Origin of the sequence: Anabaena azotica FACHB-119 (genome assembly GCF_014697625.1) — a bacterium.
In the GTDB taxonomy this organism is placed as follows: domain Bacteria; phylum Cyanobacteriota; class Cyanobacteriia; order Cyanobacteriales; family Nostocaceae; genus Trichormus; species Trichormus azoticus_A.
The window spans coordinates 79725-101147 of sequence record NZ_JACJSG010000024.1 but is presented as its reverse complement, the minus strand read 5'-3'; the positions used below and the strand labels follow the sequence as shown (position 1 = coordinate 101147).

General features: G+C 41.5%; 17 protein-coding genes and 1 pseudogene. 7 read left to right on the top strand and 11 right to left on the bottom strand.

The window, feature by feature from the left end; all coding sequences use genetic code 11:
* Window positions 1-13: 13 nt before the first annotated feature.
* From H6G83_RS18105 to glyA, 4 genes are all read right to left on the bottom strand, one after another.
* Window positions 14-1264, bottom strand: a complete 1251-nt coding sequence (locus H6G83_RS18105; RefSeq protein WP_190474806.1) for a competence/damage-inducible protein A — start codon at window positions 1262-1264, stop codon at window positions 14-16.
* Between the two features lie 80 nt (window positions 1265-1344).
* A complete protein-coding gene (locus H6G83_RS18100) occupies window positions 1345-2622 on the bottom strand; it encodes an RNA-guided endonuclease InsQ/TnpB family protein (RefSeq protein WP_190474803.1) in 1278 nt (425 codons plus the stop codon).
* 101 nt (window positions 2623-2723) lie between these two features.
* Window positions 2724-3770 (bottom strand): glycosyltransferase family 4 protein, encoded by a 1047-nt coding sequence (locus tag H6G83_RS18095; protein ID WP_190474801.1) that lies wholly within the window; start codon window positions 3768-3770, stop codon window positions 2724-2726.
* A gap of 193 nt (window positions 3771-3963) precedes the next feature.
* On the bottom strand, window positions 3964-5247 hold the full coding sequence (glyA, locus tag H6G83_RS18090; protein WP_190474798.1) for a serine hydroxymethyltransferase: 1284 nt from the start codon (window positions 5245-5247) through the stop codon (window positions 3964-3966).
* 554 nt (window positions 5248-5801) lie between these two features.
* Between glyA and H6G83_RS18085 the strand changes: the two genes are divergently transcribed.
* On the top strand, window positions 5802-5996 hold the full coding sequence (locus tag H6G83_RS18085; protein WP_190474796.1) for a hypothetical protein: 195 nt from the start codon (window positions 5802-5804) through the stop codon (window positions 5994-5996).
* Between the two features lie 81 nt (window positions 5997-6077).
* Window positions 6078-6554 carry a Tic20 family protein gene (locus tag H6G83_RS18080; protein ID WP_190474794.1) on the top strand — a complete coding sequence of 159 codons (477 nt, stop codon included), beginning with the start codon at window positions 6078-6080 and terminating at the stop codon, window positions 6552-6554.
* A 2-nt stretch (window positions 6555-6556) separates the two neighbouring features.
* On the opposite strand, the gene H6G83_RS18075 is transcribed toward H6G83_RS18080, so the two are convergent.
* Entirely contained in the window at window positions 6557-7330 is a 774-nt protein-coding gene (locus tag H6G83_RS18075) for a fumarylacetoacetate hydrolase family protein (protein WP_190474792.1), read from the bottom strand.
* A 175-nt stretch (window positions 7331-7505) separates the two neighbouring features.
* Here H6G83_RS18075 and rpsF point away from each other — a divergent pair, with 175 nt between their 5' ends.
* Window positions 7506-7832 (top strand): 30S ribosomal protein S6, encoded by a 327-nt coding sequence (rpsF, locus tag H6G83_RS18070; protein ID WP_190474790.1) that lies wholly within the window; start codon window positions 7506-7508, stop codon window positions 7830-7832.
* Between the two features lie 303 nt (window positions 7833-8135).
* Window positions 8136-8699, top strand: coding sequence for an Npun_F5560 family protein (locus tag H6G83_RS18065; protein ID WP_190474788.1), 564 nt, complete (start codon window positions 8136-8138; stop codon window positions 8697-8699).
* 289 nt (window positions 8700-8988) lie between these two features.
* Here the strand turns inward: H6G83_RS18065 and H6G83_RS18060 are convergent.
* From H6G83_RS18060 to H6G83_RS18055, 3 genes and pseudogenes are all read right to left on the bottom strand, one after another.
* A pseudogene (locus H6G83_RS18060) lies at window positions 8989-9870 on the bottom strand (RNA-guided endonuclease InsQ/TnpB family protein); the annotation flags it as partial.
* Between the two features lie 86 nt (window positions 9871-9956).
* Complete coding sequence (locus H6G83_RS34990; RefSeq protein WP_206758996.1) at window positions 9957-10118, bottom strand: hypothetical protein; 162 nt, start codon at window positions 10116-10118, stop codon at window positions 9957-9959.
* A gap of 96 nt (window positions 10119-10214) precedes the next feature.
* Complete coding sequence (locus H6G83_RS18055) at window positions 10215-10568, bottom strand: STAS domain-containing protein (RefSeq protein WP_190474786.1); 354 nt, start codon at window positions 10566-10568, stop codon at window positions 10215-10217.
* Between the two features lie 278 nt (window positions 10569-10846).
* Between H6G83_RS18055 and H6G83_RS18050 the strand changes: the two genes are divergently transcribed.
* Both H6G83_RS18050 and H6G83_RS18045 read left to right on the top strand, forming a co-directional pair.
* A complete protein-coding gene (locus tag H6G83_RS18050; protein ID WP_190474784.1) occupies window positions 10847-10987 on the top strand; it encodes a hypothetical protein in 141 nt (46 codons plus the stop codon).
* A 200-nt stretch (window positions 10988-11187) separates the two neighbouring features.
* Window positions 11188-11817, top strand: a complete 630-nt coding sequence (locus H6G83_RS18045; protein ID WP_190474782.1) for a DedA family protein — start codon at window positions 11188-11190, stop codon at window positions 11815-11817.
* Window positions 11818-11885: 68 nt separating this feature from the next.
* Here the strand turns inward: H6G83_RS18045 and H6G83_RS18040 are convergent, their stop codons facing one another.
* Window positions 11886-13088 (bottom strand): argininosuccinate synthase, encoded by a 1203-nt coding sequence (locus tag H6G83_RS18040; protein WP_190474780.1) that lies wholly within the window; start codon window positions 13086-13088, stop codon window positions 11886-11888.
* 311 nt (window positions 13089-13399) lie between these two features.
* Here H6G83_RS18040 and H6G83_RS18035 point away from each other — a divergent pair, with 311 nt between their 5' ends.
* Complete coding sequence (locus tag H6G83_RS18035) at window positions 13400-13984, top strand: PEP-CTERM sorting domain-containing protein (protein ID WP_190474778.1); 585 nt, start codon at window positions 13400-13402, stop codon at window positions 13982-13984.
* A gap of 446 nt (window positions 13985-14430) precedes the next feature.
* Here H6G83_RS18035 and H6G83_RS18030 read toward each other — a convergent pair whose 3' ends face one another.
* Both H6G83_RS18030 and H6G83_RS18025 read right to left on the bottom strand, forming a co-directional pair.
* Window positions 14431-18696 carry a beta strand repeat-containing protein gene (locus tag H6G83_RS18030; protein WP_190474776.1) on the bottom strand — a complete coding sequence of 1422 codons (4266 nt, stop codon included), beginning with the start codon at window positions 18694-18696 and terminating at the stop codon, window positions 14431-14433.
* Between the two features lie 363 nt (window positions 18697-19059).
* Window positions 19060-21417 carry a PhoX family protein gene (locus tag H6G83_RS18025; protein WP_190474774.1) on the bottom strand — a complete coding sequence of 786 codons (2358 nt, stop codon included), beginning with the start codon at window positions 21415-21417 and terminating at the stop codon, window positions 19060-19062.
* Window positions 21418-21423: the final 6 nt, after the last annotated feature.

The following is a 21423-nucleotide window of genomic DNA, read 5'->3' as shown; positions in this document are numbered from 1 at the left end:
CCCGTCCCTAATTCTACCTTGTCAACAACCGCCGACGGAGCAAATCTAGTGCTGTAGAAGCACTTAAAAGACGAATGAAAGAGCGATCGCGCATTGTGCCAAACTGATATTTAAAGCTTTTCACCTCATCATTCGGCCCTGCTAACCCAATATAAACCAAACCCACAGGCTTAGTTTCCGTCCCCCCATTCGGCCCAGCTATCCCGGTAATACTCAATCCCCAAGTGGTTGACAGACGAGTTTTCACACCTAGAGCCATTTGTTCGGCTACAGTATCGCTAACCGCTCCCCATTGATCTAAATCTTCCGCCTTCACTCCCAACAACCCCACCTTCACGGAGTTGTCGTAAGAAATTACACCACCCCAAAAGTAATCAGAACTACCGGAAATTTCCGTCAGCATTTGCCCCAACAATCCACCAGTACAGGATTCTGCCACCGAGAGAGTTTCCCCTGATGCCCGTAACAAACCCCCAACAACAGAAGCCAAAGTATCATTATTGACACCATAAAAGTCCAAACCAGCAATATCTTTGATTTGCTTCTCTACAGGCAAAATCAAAGCTTCTGCGGCGGCTTCTGAAGGTGCTTTTGCGGAAACACGCAGCCTCACTTCTCCCTTCCCGGCATAGGGTGCTACCGTAGGGTTGGGTAAATTTAAATAAGCTGTCACCTTCTCAGCCAAAGCAGACTCCCCAATACCCCAAAACTTGAGACTGCAACTATAAATAATTTCCTGACCCCAGCCTTGACTTTTGAGAAATGGTACGGCTGTTTCTTCCCACATCCGGTGCATTTCACTAGGTACACCAGGAAAAGTAAAAATTGTCACATCAGGACGGGGTTGCCAGATAATACCGGGTGCTGTACCTGTAGGATTAGGTAAGATGTCTGCACCTTGGGGAATTAAAGCTTGTTTGCGGTTGCTAGGTGTCATGACCCGACCGCGTTGGGCAAATTTCTGGCTAATATCTTCGATAATTTCTGGACTTTCCACCAATGGTACGCCAAAAAAATCAGCGATAGTTTCGCAAGTGAGGTCGTCTGGTGTAGGGCCTAAACCACCCGTGAAAATCAAAATTTTGGCTCTAGAAATAGCAATTTCTATAACTTGCTTAATTCGTTCAGGGTTATCCCCAACTACTGTTTGATGATAATGGGGAATACCCAGTTGAGCTAGTTGCTGCGCTAGATATTGAGCATTTCCATTCAGAATATCTCCTAACAGCAATTCTGTACCAACACAAATAATTTCTGCACTCATGAAATTAAGTAAAAAAGCAAAACGCGCTAATAATAGTTCCAAAATCCATAGTCAAACATAGACAAGATAGGATTTTAGCTTTAAGCAACCCCACTTTGAGCGCGGACACGCCGGAACAATGGAGTTATTCGCCTTGGATGTACTACCAGACACCCCCTATCCCTGAGAATAGATTTGAGACAATCAAACCCCTTGGGATTACATTTTCTGCCGATGTTAAATGCACCATTGATATCGGCATGAATTTTTAAGCCAGATGCACTCACATAAGTCGCTCTGGCCACACGCCTACCAGAGAATCTGTGTTTTACCTTGGTGTTGCGGTCAAATGTTGGGATGATGTCCCTGTCAATAAACGAAGCGCGGCTTGTGTATGACTCTTCGCCTATCGCAACGGTAATGCCGACTCGCTCTAATTTCAGGGTCAGCATTTCGATAAATCGAGCGTGGGGAATTTGCGTAAAGTTTTGGTTTGTGCGCTTCCCTAAATTAAGATGTGTTTTCCATTGGTCGTTCTTGCCGATAGAGGCATAAGTTACACCTAGTCGCACCATCTCATCCACAATCATTTTTGTGGCTTGATGTAGGTATGAATCAACAAAATTATTCCGGTTGCGGACTATATTTGCAATCCGGCGTGATGACCCAACTTTGATAAATCCTCGGTACTTGGCGACTTGTTTGTTGTAAAACTGGTTGACTGACTTTAAAGGTTTACCGTTGACAGCAATTGGTTGAATTGTGGGGTCATTGAATACAATCGTGGCTAAGTTATCTAACCCGATGTCGATTGCTGCGGCAAGTTGGGGATTCAAACTACAGAAAAATGCGTTTTGTAGAACTTCGTAAACCACCTCACTTACGAAGCATCCAATTTTGGGAATAATCCGAACCTCGCATAAATCATCTTTGCTCAGTCCCGGTTTTATTGGCATCCTGATTGGTGACATTGATGGAACAATCCAACCTTTACCAAATTCCCGCTTACCTACCGCTTGATTATTGAATTTGATTATATTGTATTCACCGTCAATGTAATTCGGTGGCTTTGGTTCCCCTGTGAATTTTTCTGGTTCTAACTTGTATGCTTTTACCGCTTCGTAATAACTAGCCCACGCATCGGCATTTTGTTTTAGTACCAGTTGTGCCACCTTCGCCGGAAGTGCTTTGTAATGATCATTTTGTTTGAACATTACATCTAATTTTGCTTGTGATTGAGTTCCCCATCCATAGAAAAATCCTTGACGCTGTGTAAATTGAGCCGCGTTATAGAGTCTCTTTGAAACTGCGGTTATTTCAGCACAATAATCAAAGTAACTATGCCCTTTTTTGATTATATGTTTTTCTACTTGCTTCATTATTCAAAATAAGTCTATGAATTATTTTACCATTTGAACATTCCCTATTTGACAATGTTTGCCTATATTTGACTATGCTTTAAGTGAAGTTTTCTAATACTTTACTTTTGCTGAGAAACTCTCCAAGCTTTCCAAATTACGTAACTTAACAGCGAGGTAGAACCGCAAGCGTAAGCAATACTACTAGGTACACCAGCCAAAACCAACGCTAAACTACCCACCCACAAAGTTAAGGCATAAATAAACAATACCGTCCAACGATGAGATAAACCAGCTTGTAATAAGCGGTGATGGAGATGGCGTTTATCTGCTACCCAAGGCAATTTTCCCCGGCGAATGCGGGACAAAATCACGGCTGACATATCGACGATGGGAACTGCCAAAATTAAGTAAGGCAAAATCACAGCCGTAAAAGCGGGGATTTTTACTAAACCAATAACACCCACCGCCGCCAAGGTAAAGCCCATAAAATAAGACCCGCCATCACCCATAAAGATTTGTGCGGGGTTGAAATTGTAGCGGAGAAATCCCAAAGCTGCGCCGGCTAAAGCGGCTGCAATTAAAGCGGCTGCTGGTTGCTGCATAAATAAAGACACAAGCAGCATCACCACAGCCGCAATTCCCGAAACTCCAGCCGCTAAACCATCTAAACCATCAATCCAGTTGATAGCGTTGACCATTCCTACCAACCATACCACCGTGATGGGCAAACTTAGCCAGTTGAGGTCAACTATCCCCATCAAGGGAACGGTAACAAAATCTATGCTAACACCAGCTTTCCATGCACCAGCCGCCACAATCACTTGTATGACCAAGCGTCCCAAAGGGGATAAGCTTAATAAATCATCGGCTAAACCAATCAGGAAAAAGCCCAGACCGCCTAAAACTACACCCCAAATTTGCCATCCTTTTTCGGGTGAGAGGTTGTTAAACCCACCCAACCACCAAACGACCATGAGGGAAATTATCGTCCCCGCGAAGATAGAAACGCCTCCTAGACGCACCATCGGACGGTCATGAATTTTGCGATCGCCTGGCCTATCCAAACGTCCACTTTTTATACCAATATTTTTCACATCTGGCGTAGTCCAGAGAACAACTACCGCCGCCACTAAAAAGGCAATCAGATGATAAATCTGAGCAGGCATCTGTATATTTAATGAGTAGTTTATGAAACAAAAATAAACAAAAAAATTTTCTTACTTATTTTTACTATATTTTCGACCCTGTTCAGTGTGAAATTTTGGTGTAGAGATTGGGGGAAGATAGGGGTAAAGGCAAAAGGGTAAGGGGTAAAGGGTTCAAATTCTTCCCTTTCCCCTTTCCCCTTTAACCTTTTCCCTACGCTAATACAGGTACAGGAATCTCCAAGTGTGGATATAAGGGGAAGCGATCGCACAATGCGGCTACCTGGCGTTGACAATCTTGGGCTACTGTTTCTGAGTCTGGGTTGAGTAGGCGATCGGCAATAATATTACCAATTTCGGTAAACTCATCTACTCCCATACCTCTTGTTGTCATGGCGGGGGAACCCAAGCGCAAGCCACTAGTAACAAATGGTGATTGTGGGTCAAAGGGAACTGTATTTTTATTAGCAGTGATATTTACTTCACTCACTAATTGGTCTGCCCGTTTCCCTGTCATATTCACAGACCGTAAATCTACAAGCATCAAATGATTGTCTGTACCATTTGATACTAGTTTTAACCCACGACTTTGTAGTTGATCTGCCAAAGCACCAGCATTCTTAATTACTTGGGCTGAGTATGCTTGAAACTCTGGCTTTAAGGCTTCACCAAAAGCAACTGCTTTCCCAGCAATTACATGTTCTAAAGGCCCGCCTTGAGTTCCAGGGAAAACTGATTTATCGAATTTTTTCCCCAGTTCTGCGTCACGGGTCAAAATTAAACCGCCTCTGGGGCCACGCAGTGTTTTATGGGTGGTGGTTGTGACTACATCACAGTATGGTATGGGGTTGGGATGCAGTCCAGTTGCCACTAAACCAGCAATGTGTGCAATATCTGCCAGCAAATAAGCACCTACTTCATCAGCAATGCTACGGAATTTTTCAAAGTCAATAATTCGTGGATAAGCAGAATAACCACAAATTAAGAGCTTGGGACGCTCCCTTAGCGCCAGCTCACGAATTTGGTCATAGTCTAATTGTTCTGTTTGTTGGCTCACGCCGTAATGGCGCACTTGGAACCATTTACCAGAAACGTTGACAGGGGAACCGTGGGTGAGGTGTCCACCATGAGACAAGTCCATCCCCATGATTGTGTCTCCTGGTTCTAGTAAAGTCAGGAAAACAGCAAAGTTTGCTTGTGCGCCGGAATGGGGTTGGACGTTGGCGTGAGCCGCACCAAATAGCTGTTTAGCACGGTCGATGGCGATTTGCTCAATTTTATCGACAAATTCACAACCGCCGTAATAACGCTTTCCAGGCAAGCCCTCAGCGTATTTATTTGTCAGTACCGAACCTTGAGCCGCCAATACAGCCGCCGAGGTAAAGTTTTCACTGGCGATTAACTCCAAGTGGTCGCGTTGACGTTGGAGTTCTTGATTAATTAATCCGGCGATCGCCGGATCAGAATTAGCGAGAAAATCAGAATTTGTTCTAGTCACTTCAACTATACCTAATGGAAACTTGCAAAACCGATGATTTGGTTTGAGTGCAGCATAAAATTAAGGTTTCCCATTCAGAGTTTCATCTATTTGGGTTACGGTACAGATACGATAATCGTATCTGTACTATTGACTTTTATTTATGCTGGTTTATTTATTATTAGCCTTTTGTCAGTAGTCAGTAGTCAGTGGTTAGTTGCTGTCAATGTATAAAAATTGCTCTTGTCTTTCCCAAAAATAAAATTTTCATCTTGTGGGTTGCGCCCCTAAACTAGGAAGGGCTATCCGGTCTATCCTACAAGAAAATTTGGAATACTTTTTTATTTGGCACTTCCTGACAAAGAAACGACCAACCACTGACACAATAAATAATAATTTATGTATGACTATTAAACCAAAGAGCTAATCTCCAAGATATACAACATACAATAAATTTAGGCTCACTTGGCAATTTTTATAAAAGGTGCTGAGTTGCGTTAGCGGTAGTGGCACTAACAGGACTCATGACTCAGCACTCACTGGGGTCAATTTGAGGAGTTACAGGAGGAATGGAGATGTTAGTCATTTTAATGGACGATCAAATCCTCGCCCCTGAGCGGGTTTGCCAATCTTGTTTACTTGCTAACGGTAGCGGTCAACCCCGATGGCATGGAGGTAAACTTGGTTGTGGTCAAGCTATTCGTCAAGCCCAAGAGCAGCCAGAGCAGTACGAATGCCTCATGGGTTTTCTTGTTGCCCATATAGAATAATCATATTTGCTAGTAATGCTGAGTAACTGCGTTATCCTAAGCTCAGGTAGCTTATGAAATTTAACCACAGGAGAACGCAAGATGACATGGCGCGGGGAGATAACGATTAAAGATAGAATTTTTGCTTGTCTACCTTACCTACTTCCTTTAATTGAGGTTTTTGCCTTTGGTCAATTTTTTCTGTCAGAGTTTCCAGCTTTGCAAGTGCTGTTTGTCCCCCTCATCCCATTATTGAGAATTTACTACGGTGTTCGCTATGCTGGTATAATTATTTTCTTTGCTTTATGGTTATTAGTCGTAAGAAACGAAAAAATAAGTCATTTTATTCGTTTCAACACCATGCAGGCCATATTGTTAGATATCATTGTATTCTTATGCGGCATTCTCACAGATATAGTTAGGTTAGTTCCAGGTGCTGGCTTTGCCACACAAACCCTATACACAACAATATTCTTAGGCATCGTTGCTGGTATTGTATATTCTGTGGCTAACTCTTTGATGGGACGTTACGCAGAAATTCCCGCCATCTCCGATGCAGTTTATATGCAGGTTCGCTAAGGTTAATGGGTGGCTACGGTGTTTTCCAGGCGACCGATACCTTCGATTTCTACACGGACGCGATCGCCTTTATGCAAAGGCCCTACACCCTCTGGCGTACCCGTTAACACCAAATCACCAGGTAGCAATGTCATTACCTGACTGATATATGACACCAAAAAATCGGGAGTAAATACCATTTGATCAATCCCAGCCGATTGTACAGGATTGGTATCATCATTAATAAAGGTTTGCAGTTTTGCCCCTGGACTCAATTCTCGCACAATCCAAGGCCCTATCGGGCAGAAAGTATCAAACCCTTTCGCTCTAGTCCATTGTCCATCTTTTTGCTGTAAATCTCGCGCCGTCACATCATTGGCAATAGTATATCCCCAAATTTTAGTTTGGGCTTCCTCTGGTGTACAGTTACGAGCGCGATCGCCAATTATTAGCGCTAATTCTCCCTCATAATCCACCCGTTGCGACTGGTAGGGATATTTAATCTCTGTCTCCGAGGCAATAATCGTGGTAGGTGGTTTGAGAAAAAGCAATGGTTCGCTAGGAACCTGCGTTCCCATTTCGGCTGCATGATTGGCATAATTTTTGCCTACCGCGATAATTTTAGAAGGAGCGCAGGGAGCTAAAATTTGGTAATCATCGGGTTCTAAAATTAAATCCGTAGGTTGTCCATGCAGCCAAGGTGGAGCATCTAGCACCTGCACATTGAAAGACGGTTGTAGCAACCCATAGTAGACTTTGCCTTCTTGGTTTTGAACTCGCACGTAGCGCTGCGCCATAATTTTGATAAATGTCCTTGATGTTTGGGCAGATTAAGCTGATGATTCAAATTAAAAACTGGTAAGATTATAGTTCCTTGTTGCTCAAATTATTGATTAACGCAAGTAGTTATTATCAAGCTACTGTATAAATCGAGATCAGCAGCCAGTTTGTCCAAAAGGAGACTTAATCAGAATGTCCACAGTTTACGAAACTTTATTCATCCTACGCCCTGACCTGACAGATGAACAGGTAGAGCAAGCGATCGCCAAATACCAAACCCTCCTCCAAGACCAAGGCGCAACCGACCTAGAAGTGCAAAATCGGGGTAAGCGTCGTCTAGCTTATGAAATCAAAAAGCAAAGAGATGGTGTTTACGTTCAATTTAACTATAATGCACCCGGAGGTGCGATCGCACTTTTAGAGCGTGCCATGCGATTGAGTGAAGAAGTAATTCGTTACTTGACAGTCAAGCAAGAAGTCGCAGAAGAAAAAGCAGACAAAGTTGCTGCGACCGCTTAATATAGTCTCTAACTAATCACTGAGCATTGGGTTAGCAAAACTCAACGCTCAGTATCCCAGGAACCTGAAGTCACATAAGCAGGAACCTCTGACGCTGACCGGGGGAGCAGAGGAGCAAAAAGACAATTCTTAATTTCCCCTTATCCCTAGTCCCCAGTACCTAGTCCCTGTTACAAAAAATTTTACCTGCTGACTTGTTTTTGATTTAGTTGGGAATGCTAGATTAACAAGTAATTGCCATAGCACTGGTTTTGGCAACTACACATAAGGTTCGACATTCGTCAATGGGAACTGTAAGCCACCGTGAGCCAAACTGATACACCCAACATCCAAGCTCTATCGACGGAAATATCGCAGCTGCGTCAAGAACTACAGTTGCGAGATCAACTAGTGCAACAGCTATCTCAGGAACTCTTTCGGTTAGTCAAGGGCAATACTAATTTTATGCCACCCTTACGAACTGAGTCTGGGCCTGATTTAAGCCAATTACAAGCCCTGAGCGAACAGCTACAAGCTGTTGAGGAGCAAGTAACATTTTATCAGGAGCAAATTACATCTCGTGATACCGAAATTTACCAACTGCGTCAGTCAGTACAAGAACTAACTGACCGCAGTCGGATGCTAGAGCAAGTAGTACAGGAATTACCTCAAATTTACCGCCGTAAGTTTGAAGAACGCATGGCTCCTATTAGAGAGAAAGTAGCAGTGCTACAGCGAGAGAACCGTCAATTGCAAGCAGAACTGCAAAGTGTAAGTTATCGTCTAGCATTAAAAACCCGTACTTCTAGCCACAGTGGCATAGATTTACCTAACTTCCCTCGTCCAGCATCAGGACAAGATGGTATGCCCAGTGTACAGAATGCTTGATTGTTTATTGCATCCCATTGATTATGACTTCTAATTTTTTCTAAAAATTCCTCTTTGAATTTCGATTTTGTGGAGTGGAAACATTCTTAATATTAAATTAACTAGATATTTAGTAACTCTTTATCTATATTTACTAGTTCTTTAGTTTTCCGATTTTACTATTCATAGCAAACTGAAAAAACACAACAGATAAACAATCTTAAGCGCCTGTTGTGTATCACTTTTTTAATGAGCGAACTGGGAATTTTGAATTGAAATCACCTATCCGGTGCAGTATGGGTAGCAAACAAATTGACCATGATGCGTCACTGATAGATTTAGCTAAATGATGGTTTTTAACCATGTTTCGCACCTGCAAGTCCTCATAAACTACCAAGTCGTTAGACTGGACTAGAGTTCTTGCTGTCTTAACAGCAAAATCTTTCCTCTGTCTACTTACCTTGAGATGCTTTTTAGCTAACTTTCTAACAGCTTTACGGTGATTAGAAGAACCTTTTTTACATTTAAAAGCCTTGCGTTGTTTGCGTTTCAAAGACTTCTCAGAGTTACGCAAAAGTCTAGGATTCTCTACAGTTTTACCGTCAGAATCGGTATAGAAAAACTCAAGTCCTACATCGATTCCTACAATATTACCATTGTGTTGATGTTGCTCTTGGCGCTCGACATCAACACAAAATTGGCAATAATAACCATCTGCTCGTTTAACTACTCTGACTTGTTTAATTTGCTTGGTAGAATAAAAGCTTAGGTCACGAGTTCCCACTAACTTAAATCTTCCTGCCTTGAAGCCATCAGTAAAAGTGATGTACTTCTTGTCAGCAGAAATCGCCCATCCCGAAGTTTTATATTCTACAGAATGTCCACGTTTTTTAAATCGCGGATAGCCTTTTTTACCTAGCTTTTTAGCTTTACAGTTGTCGTAGAAACGTTTAATAGCAAACCAAGCTCTATCAGCAGAAGCTTGACGAGCCATAGAGTTTAGTTTGTCAGCAAAATCAAACTCTTTAGCTAAAACAGCACAAAGCTTTTGAAGGTCGTTCTTGCCGACATCTTTGTTGTCCATCCAATGTTTTAGAGCTTTATTGCGGATAAATAAAGATGTTCTAATAGCTTCATCTAACAAATTGTATTGACTTTGTTTGCCATTTAATTTTGCTTCTAAGACTAACATCGTTTGCCTATGGCACGCTGCGCGAACGACCTTGTGATGCCCCTAAAGGACGTAACAGACTGAAAATTTTTTGGATTTTTAGTCTGTTACTGGTGGGCTTTCTGCTCCAATACTTGTAAAGTATTACGGCTATTTCCCACTGCACCCGCTTTGACCAGAAAAGCTACTTGATTATTGCCTAACTGACGACAAAGCCCCTTGTTTGATAAATCATATACTGATACTTCTGTGATGAGATACTGGGGCAATAGGTGCGATCGCAGGCAATGATCAAGAAGGATGATTTTGAGGAAAAATTACCACTTTATATTGACATTGCCATCTATCTATCGTAAATTTGTAGGTTAGCTCACTAAAGCTAAACTGCTACTATCGACGAGGGTAAGAATGTCTTCGTAAGTGTCAAAAATTTCAAATACAGAATCTAGTTGAGTAAGTTCTAAAATCAATCTTACTGGTGTTTGTACATTGCACAGAACCAAGCGACAACCATATTGCCGTGCAGATGTGAGTCCCTTTATCAGCGATACTAAACCGGAGCTATCCATAAAATCTACCTCTGCTAAATCAATTACCCAGAGTTGATCCGGTTGCGAGCCTGCCTGAGCCATCTGTTCCGTCAAAGCCAAGCCACCCTGTAAATCAATGCTGCCTTGGGGCTTGAACAAAACGATCTGTGGTTCTTGTGTAATTGTCATAAAGTTTAGTGAGTAAACTGCACACTTAACAAAAGTAAAAAACAAACATTAATACTGACTGAACATCATCAAAAAAAGTTCTTTTCTATTTGCATAAGCGAATAGAGAGAGTTATCTAGATGACAAGTTTTCCGTCAGTATTCATGTCGTATAATTTGTGTTAACTTTTCTCAATATAGGCACAAACGCCTAATGAATTCGGTATCAAGCGCATCTTTTACAGAATTTTTATATTTGTCTAGGGTTTTTATAAATTTTTTATAATTAAATGTTGATTTATGTCCGTAATTATGCGGTTGTGCTATTTAACGGCACAATCTTCTATTGTCAATACCTACGCAGTAGTAGATGTAGCAGGGGATAGGGGACAGGGGACAGGCGGTGCAAAATCATCTTTAAGACTTACGCATAAAAACTAAAAATCAAGGGTTTGGACAAGGGTATAGGGGTATAGGGGTATAGGGAAAAGATTAGAAGAATTTCTACCCTTACACCCTTACACCCTTACACCCTGGCGTAAGCCCTAATCTTATATGCAAAGGCGGTTTGATTGACACCCCAGGCATAAACGAGCCAAGATAGGGTATATGGTAAAAAATTGTAAAGGCGGCGGTGCGGGATGTCTCTTGAGCTGATTTCACTAGAAAACATTCAGGAGTTTGCCCATCATTACGGTTACTGGGCGATTTTTTTAGGAATCTTACTAGAAAATTTGGGTCTTCCCATACCCGGTGAAACTGTAACACTAGTGGGTGGATTTTTGGCTGGCAGTGATGAATTGAATTACTGGCTAGTTCTCAGTGTCGCCGTTACTGGAGCTGTAATTGGCGCTAATTGCGGCTACTGGATAGGTAAACTAGGCGGTTGGCCTTTCTTACTGCGAATTGGGAAAATTTTTCGGGTTTCTGAAAAACGATTATTAAATATCAAAGAACAATTTAGTCAGAATGCTGCTAAGGCAGTATTTTTTGGACGCTTTTTTGCATTGTTAAGAATTTTTGCAGCACCATTAGCAGGTATAGCTGAGATGCCTTTTGGAAAATTCTTTGCATATAACGTAGCAGGGGCGACCGCTTGGGCTAGTTTGATGGTGACATTAGCCTTTTTTGCTGGCAAGGTAATTTCTCTTGAACAATTAGTGGCTTGGGTAAGTCAGTTTGCCATTGTAGCTGTATTAATACTTGCGGCGTTGATTTTCGTGCCAATATGGCTAGAGTCTCGTCAGGTTAAACGTGCAGCTGAGGAGTAGAGACTGGGGACTGGGGACTGGGGACTGGGAAAGAGTTTTCCCAATACCCAATACCCAATACCTCATCCCTAACCTCTGTCCTTTTGCGCCCAGATACGTGTGGGTAGTCCCCAAACGTAGATGAAGCCTTCGGCGGCTTTATGGTCGAATTGGTCTTCTGCGCCGTAGGTGGCTAAGTCTGGGGTGTAGAGTGTGTTGTCACTCCAACGTCCGACTATGGTGGCGTTACCTTTGAACAGTTTTACTCGGACAGTTCCCGATACCCTTTCTTGGGTCTTTTGAATAAAAGCATCTAAGGCTGCTTTGAGGGGACTGTACCACAAACCGTTATAAACTATCTGGCTGTAAGTTTCTTCAATACCTCGTTTGTAGTGACTAACGTCTGCGGTTAGGGTCAAGCTTTCTAAGTCGCGATGTGCGTGAATTAACACTAACATAGCGGGGGATTCGTAAATTTCTCGTGATTTGATTCCCACTAGTCGGTTTTCAATCATGTCAATGCGTCCGACACCGTGGTTTCCCACTAGCTGGTTGAGTTCTTGAATGAGTTCTACGGGATTTTTGGGCGTACCGTTGATGCTGGTGGGAATACCTTGAGTGAATCCTATTTCAATGTATTCTGGCTCATTGGGGGTGTCGGCGATCGCTTTTGTCATTTCATAAATTTCTTCTGGCGGCTCAAATGTAGGATCTTCTAAGGAGCCAGCTTCAATACTGCGACCTAGCAAATTCTTATCAATGCTGTATGGGGAAGACTTTTTCACTGGTGCGGGAATACCAAACTTTTCACCATAGGCGATGGTTGCTTCCCGACTCATTCCCCATTCTCGCGCTGGGGCGAGGATTTTTAAGTTAGGATTGAGGGCGGTGCAAGATACATCAAAGCGCACCTGATCGTTACCTTTCCCTGTACAACCATGTGCGATCGCATCAGCACCGTATTTTTCTGCTGCTTCGACTAATATCTTAGCAATCAACGGCCGGGCTAAGGCAGTTCCTAGAGGATAGCGATTTTCATAAAGGGCGTTGGCCTGAATCGCGGGAAAAGCATAATCTTTAATAAAACTGTCTTTAACATCCGCTACTAGGGATTCACTTGCACCCGATTTTAAAGCTTTTTCTCGGATTGGTTCTAATTCATCTCCCTGGCCTAAATCTGCGGCGAGGGTAATTACCTCTTCTACTCCCCACTCTTGCTTCAAGTAGGGAATGCAAACGGAGGTATCCACCCCACCAGAATATGCCAGAACAACCTTTTTGGCGCGACCCATTGCTTTCTCCAGTTAGGAAAACAAATAATGAGTCATTATTATATCTAACTACACCCTGTATATTTTCTCTGTACCCTAAATAATTAGGGAATTAGTAGGGAACAGGGAACAGGCATAAAATCTATTCGTTTTGTGTCAAAGTTTTATGATTTTTAGTTTTGTAGTCAGGACTTTATTCCTCCGTAAAAGGCTAAAGCCTTTACTACGAGCTTAACCATTTATTGTATTTATCTTAACCTTTTCTCATTAGTTCAAAGTTTATTTAAATGATATAGGTATATTATTTACATTTTTGTTTTGGAGCTTGTCTAATGAAATTAAACAAAAGTCTTGGTATTGCTACCTTTGCTCTTACCGTCTCTTTGAGTGCTTTAGAAGTTAAACCAACACAAGCTGCTATATTTAATTATAAGTTCACGGTGAATGCCACATCTGGTGCTAATCCAGGTCAGTACTTTGGTTCTTTTAGTTACGATGACTCAAATTTGACTGGTGTTGGTGAAGAGAGTCTAGATGTCAGCAATGGATTATTATCTGTGAAATTTGATTACTTGGGTACTAAATATACAGAAGTAGATGATGTTGATTACGGAACAGGAGTAGCACCAACAGTTAGCTTTAAAGATGGCAAAGTTTTAGGACTGAGTTATTTAGTTGAAGACCAGTTTTTTATCGGTGGAGATTTAGATGATCCCTTTGTAGGCGGGAACATTTTTTATAGTGTTGAGAGTGCTGATTTATTCACTGCTAACCAGGTAGGAACAGTCACCTACTCTACAGTACCAGAACCTTTGGCTGTTGTGGGAACTGCGATCGCCTCTGTTGCTGGGTTATGGGTGAACCGTCGCAAAAAAGCACTCAACTGTCAGAATAAAATTTATGCTAGCAACTCATAACAAGCACAGTTGAAGGCTATCAATAGTCTTCTGCATATAAGTAAGCCGTCGAAAATAAATCAAAGTATGTTAAGTGATGTAAAGTTATCGCAATTGAGTTCGTAGTAAGGACTAAAGTCCTTTCTCTTGGACTAAAGTCCTTACTACGAACCTTGATTTATTTAGGCCGTTTTACTTAGCTTGTTATTTTCTGAAATATATAGTACAATTGTACTGACAAGAGAAATCCTGATTGAATCACTCCCCACTTTAACAGAGTGGGGTTTTTATTTGCGCTGTATGTATCATCAAAATAGGAGACTTTAAGAGCATTTCTCCTTTTTATGATATGGCTTCATACTCTTTTGGTAGACCTAAATGCAATTAACAAAAATTTCATCAGCACCCTCTGCATAAAGCCATATTTAGCACATAATACTGAGAGCGGTTTGTTTCATTGCCTATATTTACTGGTTAATAGCAGCATTAGGGATGTTATCAACTCCGATAGGCTGATCGTTAGTGCCTGTAATGTTATTGTCTTTAATTTCCAACTGTACATTAGCAGCATTACCATCTCTGACAGCACTGATACCACGTCCTTGTATAGCTGAAATGATGTTGTTAGAAATAGTAACTGACGAATTGGTTTGATCAAATACTTGCAGGTCAACACCATCAGCAAAATTCATTAAATTGATATCTTTTGTGTTGCTAATTGTATTGCCTGTAATATTAATTGTGGTGTTGCTATTTTGATTAAGTCCAACAATAATACCGTCACCTTGAGTATTGCTGATGGTGTTATTATTGATGTTAGCTGCATTTACAGTAGCATTATTAAATGCTTGGAAATTGATACCTTGTGAAGAAATATTTTCTGTAGGTGCAGTTATCTGGTTATTGCTGATAGTCAAGTTGCTGAAATTTGCCTCTCCTGCTAAGGTCACATCTACTGCATTGCCTGGGTTGGTGATGCTGTTCTTGTTGATTGTAACTGTGCCTTGACTGTTGCCTGATAGATTCAAATTGATGCCGTTAAAGTTATCCCCAATTTGATTTTCTGCCAAGGTTAAGTTAACTGTACCTGTTGTATTGGTGATGGCTATAGCATTAGCATTATTGTTGTTAATGTTGTTTTGATTGATGGCTACTGTGCCTGTTGTTTGGGATAGGCTAATACCTTCACCTGTGGAGTTGCTGACTGTGTTATTAGCAATAGTAGTGTTACCAGTGGCATTGTCTAATCTGATACCTCGATTTCCCGAATTATTGATGGTGTTATTTTGAATTGTTGCGTTTGAGGTTCCGGTTAATTTGATGCCATCGATGGCACTGTTGCCAACTATGTTGTTAGAAATTGTCACTGTGCCAACGTTATCTATACCAATACCTTCGCTGGTGGTGTTACTGATTTGATTGTTGTTGTTAATCGTTAAATTAAAATTATTAGCACTGCCAAAGTTTGAGGCACTAATACCTCTACCAGCAATTTCCGAAATGTTGTTTCCAGCAATATTTATTGTCGATGTGGCATTATCAAATCTCTGTATGTCAATCCCATCAGTAAATTCTGTGCCTATGGGATTTTGCACTTTACTAATGCTATTGCCTGTAATATTAATTGTGGTGTTGCTATCTTGATTTAGCCCAACAATAATACCATCGCCTTGAGTATTGCTGATGGTGTTATTGTTGATGTTAGCTGCATTCACCCGCGCATTCTCAAAGGCTTGGAAATTGATACCTTGTGAAGAAATATTTTCTGTAGGTGCAGTTATCTGGTTATTGCTGATAGTAAAGTTGCTGAAATTTGCCTCTCCTGCTAAGGTCACATCTACTGCATTGCCTGGGTTGGTGATGCTGTTCTTGTTGATTGTAACTGTGCCTTGACTGTTGCCTGATAGATTCAAATTGATGCCGTTAAAGTTGTCTTTGATTTGATTTTCTGCCAAGGTTAAGTTAACTGTACCTGTTGTATTGGTGATGGCTATAGCATTAGCATTATTGTTGTTAATGTTGTTTTGATTGATGGCTACTGTGCCTGTTGTTTGGGATAGGCTAATACCTTCACCTGTGGAGTTGCTGACTGTGTTATTAGCAATAGTAGTGTTACCAGTGGCATTTTCTAATCTGATACCTCGATTTCCTGAGTTATTGATGGTGTTATTTTGAATTGTCGCGTTTGAGGTTCCAGTTAATTTGATACCATCGACGGCACTGTTGCCAACTGTGTTGTTAGAAATTGCCACTATGCCTGTTGTTTGGGATAGGCTAATACCTTCGCCTGTGGAGTTGCTAACTGTGTTATTTGTGATGGTAGTGTTACCAGTGGCATTTTCTAATCTTATGCCTCGATTTCCTGAGTTATTGATGGTGTTATTTTGAATTGTCGCGTTTGCGGTTCCGGTTAATTTGATGCTATCGATTGTACTGTTGCTGACTGTGTTGTTGGCAATTTCTATTGTGCCAGTGAAATTATCTATGCCAATACCTTCTTCTGTGGTGTCCCTGATTTGATTGTTGTTAGTAATTCTCAAATTGTTACTATTGTTACTAAAGTTAGATGCACTAACACCTCTTCCTGCTATGTCGAAAATGTTGTTGCCAGCAATATTCACTGTCGATGTAGCATTATCAAATATCTGTAGGTCTATGCCATCTGTAAATTCTGTACCTGTGGGATTTTGGACTCTACTAATTGTATTGCCTGTAATATTAACTGTGGTATTTGTATCATTATTGAGTTGTATAGTGATGCCGTCACCTTGGGTATTACTGATGCTGTTATTATTGATGTTAGCTGCATTCACCCGCGCATTCTCAAAGGCTTGGAAATTGATACCTTGTGCAGGAATATTTGCTGTAGATGCAGTTATCTGGTTATTGCTGACAGTCAAGTTGCTGAAATTGGCATCTCCTGCTAAGGTCACATCTACTGCATTGCCTGGGTTGGTGATGCTGTTCTTGTCGATTGTAACTGTGCCTTGACTGTTGCCTGATAGATTCAAATTGATGCCGTTGAAGTTATCTTCAATTTGATTTTCTGCCAAGGTTAAGTTAACTGTACCTGTTGTATTGGTGATGGCGATCGCATTATCATTATTCTGACTAATATTGTTATTGCTAATAGCTAAATTGTCAGTAGCTTGGCTTAAACTAATACCATCTGAGTTAGAATTATTAACAATATTATTAACAATTTCACTATTGCCAGCTATTCTTTCTATTTGAATGCCTCTGCTACTAGAATTGCTAATATTATTGTTATTAACTGATAAAGAATTTACATTATTTAATTGAATACCTGCACCCAAGCTATTACTAATAGTATTGTAAACAATTGTTGAATTATTTACGTCTTGTAAATAAATTCCTTCACCTGTAGCGTTGTTGATTCTATTATCACGAATAGTAACATTGCTAATATTTCTTCCCTGAATACCTCTAATATTGTTGCCACCTGCAACTTGAATATTAAACCCAGATAGAACTGTATTATTTCCTAATGTAATTAATCCATTACCGCTTGATACTGTTCCTGTAACAGTAGGATATCTACCACTACCGGACAAAGGTAACTGTACAGTTCCTAATTCCCTAGTATTCACTACTTGCACTGGGCCGCTAGATAATACTTGAACACCATCAGGAATAGTAAATGGAGAAATAGCTGTATTATCACCAGAACGGACGTAAATAATGTTACCTGGTCTAGCTATGGCTACGGCTTGACCAATTGTGCCAAAAGGAGATTCAAAGCTGCCATCACTGTTGCCACCCGGAGCTACGTGTATAACGGTTAAAGTCTGATTGCCTGTGCCAGTACCAGCAACAGTAGCCGCAATTTGATCGTTTCTAGTTTCATCAGCTACTAGAATAGTAGCTTGTCTTTCTACTGTTTCAGCCATCCGCGCTAAGGCGCTGTCAGGGTTAGGCTTGCTTCTGGTTGCACCGCTACCTGGGAAATTTGCACCAATACTAAAAACTACTCTAGTGTCGAATAGTTGGTCATTTTGAACTGACAAACTTAAGCCTAATAAATCTGTAGGACGGGCTTCTACTCTGGTTTTCCAGCCGAATGCTTCTCTACTATCGCCGCCACTGTAGTAATATACGCCAGCGTAACCTCGTAAATCACCATTACCAAGTTTTGTTAGCCTTGTTCCCACTTCTGCGTCTACACCTGACAAGGCGACTTCAAATAATCTTGTCCGAGGTAAAAGTAAAGATGTTCCTTGAAATGAACCCTGGTTACTAATGAATTGGGTGATTTGATTTTCTGTAGAATTTAATGGCAAATAAGCGTTAAAGCGTACATCCCAATTACCTAAACTTTCAAAACCTAGCCCTAATTGGTCGAAATTACTTTCGCCAGTATCGCGGGTAGAGTAGGAGATATAACCACCTGTGACACGGTTGCTTTCGTCGTTGTAGAATCGATGACCTAATAATATATTTGTGGCTACGGTGGAGTTATTATCTAACTGCACTGCCCCTTGCAGAAAAGTGAGATTGTTACCAGCATTTTGCAATAGGGGCAGAAATCCTTCCAAGCTAGTAAAAGAATCAAAACCTGCGCCTTCGGTGGTGTAGCGGACTCCTAAGCGGGGTGTAAATATTGGTGGCTGTTGGGGGGTGCTTTCGGTTGATGGTGTTTGGGCTTTTGCTGTGGAAGCGATCGCAATTACCCATAATAATGATACACAGCCCAACCGAATGAAAGTTTTCATTTTTATGCCTCGATTCTCAGGATGGATGCACAGGATGGATACAAATTACGGCAATTTGTGGTTGAGGTTGTCAATCTTCAAAAGTCCAAACAAGCCACATTTTCGACTCTGGACTGTTGAATGTTGACAACCCTAACCTTGATTTAACCGATACGAAAATTATTTAGAGACATGACATTGCAACGTCTCTCTCAACAAAGTTGGCGTTAGATAAATCTACCTGACTTTTCACGGGGTCTAGAAAACCCCACTTCCATCCTCTCTCCTAAAAGGGGAGAGGCTTTAATTGCTCCCCCTTCCCTTGAAGGGAAGGGGGCTGGGGGGTTAGGTAGGAGCGTTAACTTTTCCACATAACGTGAAAAGTTAGATAAATCTACCAGTGGAGTTTTTACGACGGATACCAATTACAGAAGGACGAGGGACACCTGTAGATTGACCTTGACCACCATCATTTTTTGAGATATTGCTAGGCCAGCTACTACCACGGGGTACAGTACGAGTCTGATTGAATGTTGTACCATCCAAATTAAGTATTTCAATGCTGCGGTTGAGTAGCGTACCATCGTTAATTGGGCAGTCTTCGCCTGGATGCTGCACGGCAACAATTAATGTATCTCCCACAAAAGTAGGCCCAGTCATCTCACAACGTACTGGCCCATAGGCGAAGGGCAATACCTGTCCAGCATTGGGGCCGCTAGTGGGGATAAAGAACAGCCAGTTATTACCAAAAACTCCTGTAAAATTGGAAACGTTACCACTAACCGTGTGATTGATAGTAGTTTGGTTTCCTGTTGCACCAACGTTAAAACCGTTGTGGGTTGATGTAGACATATCTGTTACACCCCAAACGTTTGCTTGAGTGTCGAATACTAAATTATCTACGTTGGCGAAACCTGCACCACCAATTGAACCAGCTTCTCCCCCTTGGGCAAATTTTTGCCACTTAAAGGTTGTACCTGTACCATCGGCGCTATCTTCAATAATTTTGTAGATTCCGCCTGACTGCTGTGTGGCGTTGACATTCGCATTTAATTTAGCAACCTGGAAAATACGCGAATCAGGATAACCATCGCTACCAGGCGCACCATCAGTATATGCAATGAAGACTTCTTTGGTAAAGGGATGAACTTCAATGTCTTCTGGGCGGGCTGTGGGAGTTCCGCCAATTAGGTTGGCTGCTAAGAAAGCATCAACGAGAACTGCACCTTGGGTAGGGTAGAAACTAGCTAGAGTTTTATTTTGATAGCCACTTAAAGCTGTTGTTTCATTTGTGCGATCGCAGTTGAATGCACCACCATCCTGAGTTTGTCCAGCAATGCCATTTCGCCTTGGTAATGGTAGCCGCCCATCTCTTTGTGCTGACCCCAAAGCAGCAAATTCTACAGAAGACAGTGTTGTCGGTGGTATGGGATTGGTGGGAGTATTTAATTGTAAGGGTAGCCATTGACCCGTACCATCTGGGTTGTAACGGGCGACATACAAAGTACCGCTTTCAAACAACTGGCTGTTAGCTTTACTTGTTGGGGAGGAGACAGTACCAGAACTGACAAACTTCCAAGTATGTCCCCCGCGTCTATCGTCACCCAAATAAGCCACTAATCTTTTTCCAGTTTCCACGCGCAGGGCAATGTTTTCATGGCGGTAACGACCCAGCCATGTATGTTTGCGTGGGTGGAAGTTAGGATCAGCTGGGTCAATTTCTACCATCCAGCCGTATTTTTCCCCAACTAACCCAAAGGTTGCGCCAGTAGTGCCACTAGTGTAACCTGTCTGAGTGCCATCAGGTTTAACTGCTTCTGTCACACCCACGAAAAAGACTGAACTACCTTGGAAGTTTTCTTCAGCAGATAAGATTGTTCCCCAAGGAGTTATACCGCCAGAACAGTTGTATGCTGTACCGATAATTTTGTTACCCAGTCCATCAGCACTGATATTAAAAACTTCTGTTGCAGCTGGGCCAGTACCAATTAAATATTTGTCGTCACCTTGCTGATAGCTGAGAGTTCCCCATGAAGTCACGTCTTTATAAGCATCTTTTCTTTGGGCGTTAATTTTTAACCCAGATAAACCATGAATGCGGCGATTTTTAGAATCATTTACTACTTTAAAATGCCTGCTAGCGTTGCGGCTAGAAATGCGAACAATCGATCCGCCTAAGTTATACAGAAATTCCCCTTGCAGTTCAATGTTATTACTTGAGGGTAAAGGCCGCCCAATTACCGATGCAAAAGCGGTAGGAAATCCTTGGAGATCAGCAGGAGTTTCTGGTGCTAAACCTGAAAAGGGAAAACTAACATATTCGTGATTGACCCACAAATAGCCTTCTTCTGTGGTTCTACCAATGGGTACAAAAGCTGTGTAATCGCAGTTATAACCAAAATATTCATCCTTGTTGGTAAATACTTTATCTCCCCAACCTACAATTACATAACGTTCGTATTCTGGTGCTACTACAACATCATCTATAACGTTATAAGTTGATAAAGCAGTATTGGCAGAAGCGTTGAGTACCTGCCCTTGTCCTATACCTGTGGGTAAATAATTTTTCTGCTGCTGATAAATTGGCAGAGGATGCGGTAATCGTATTGGTGTAAATGTCAGTGGTGTAGTTTGTGCATCTGCAACGTTGGAAACACCTTCAAATAACTTGTCTCCTAATACAGCAGCACCAGCACTGCCTGCAAAAAAAATTAAAAGTTGTCTCCGACTGAATTTAGACATCAAATA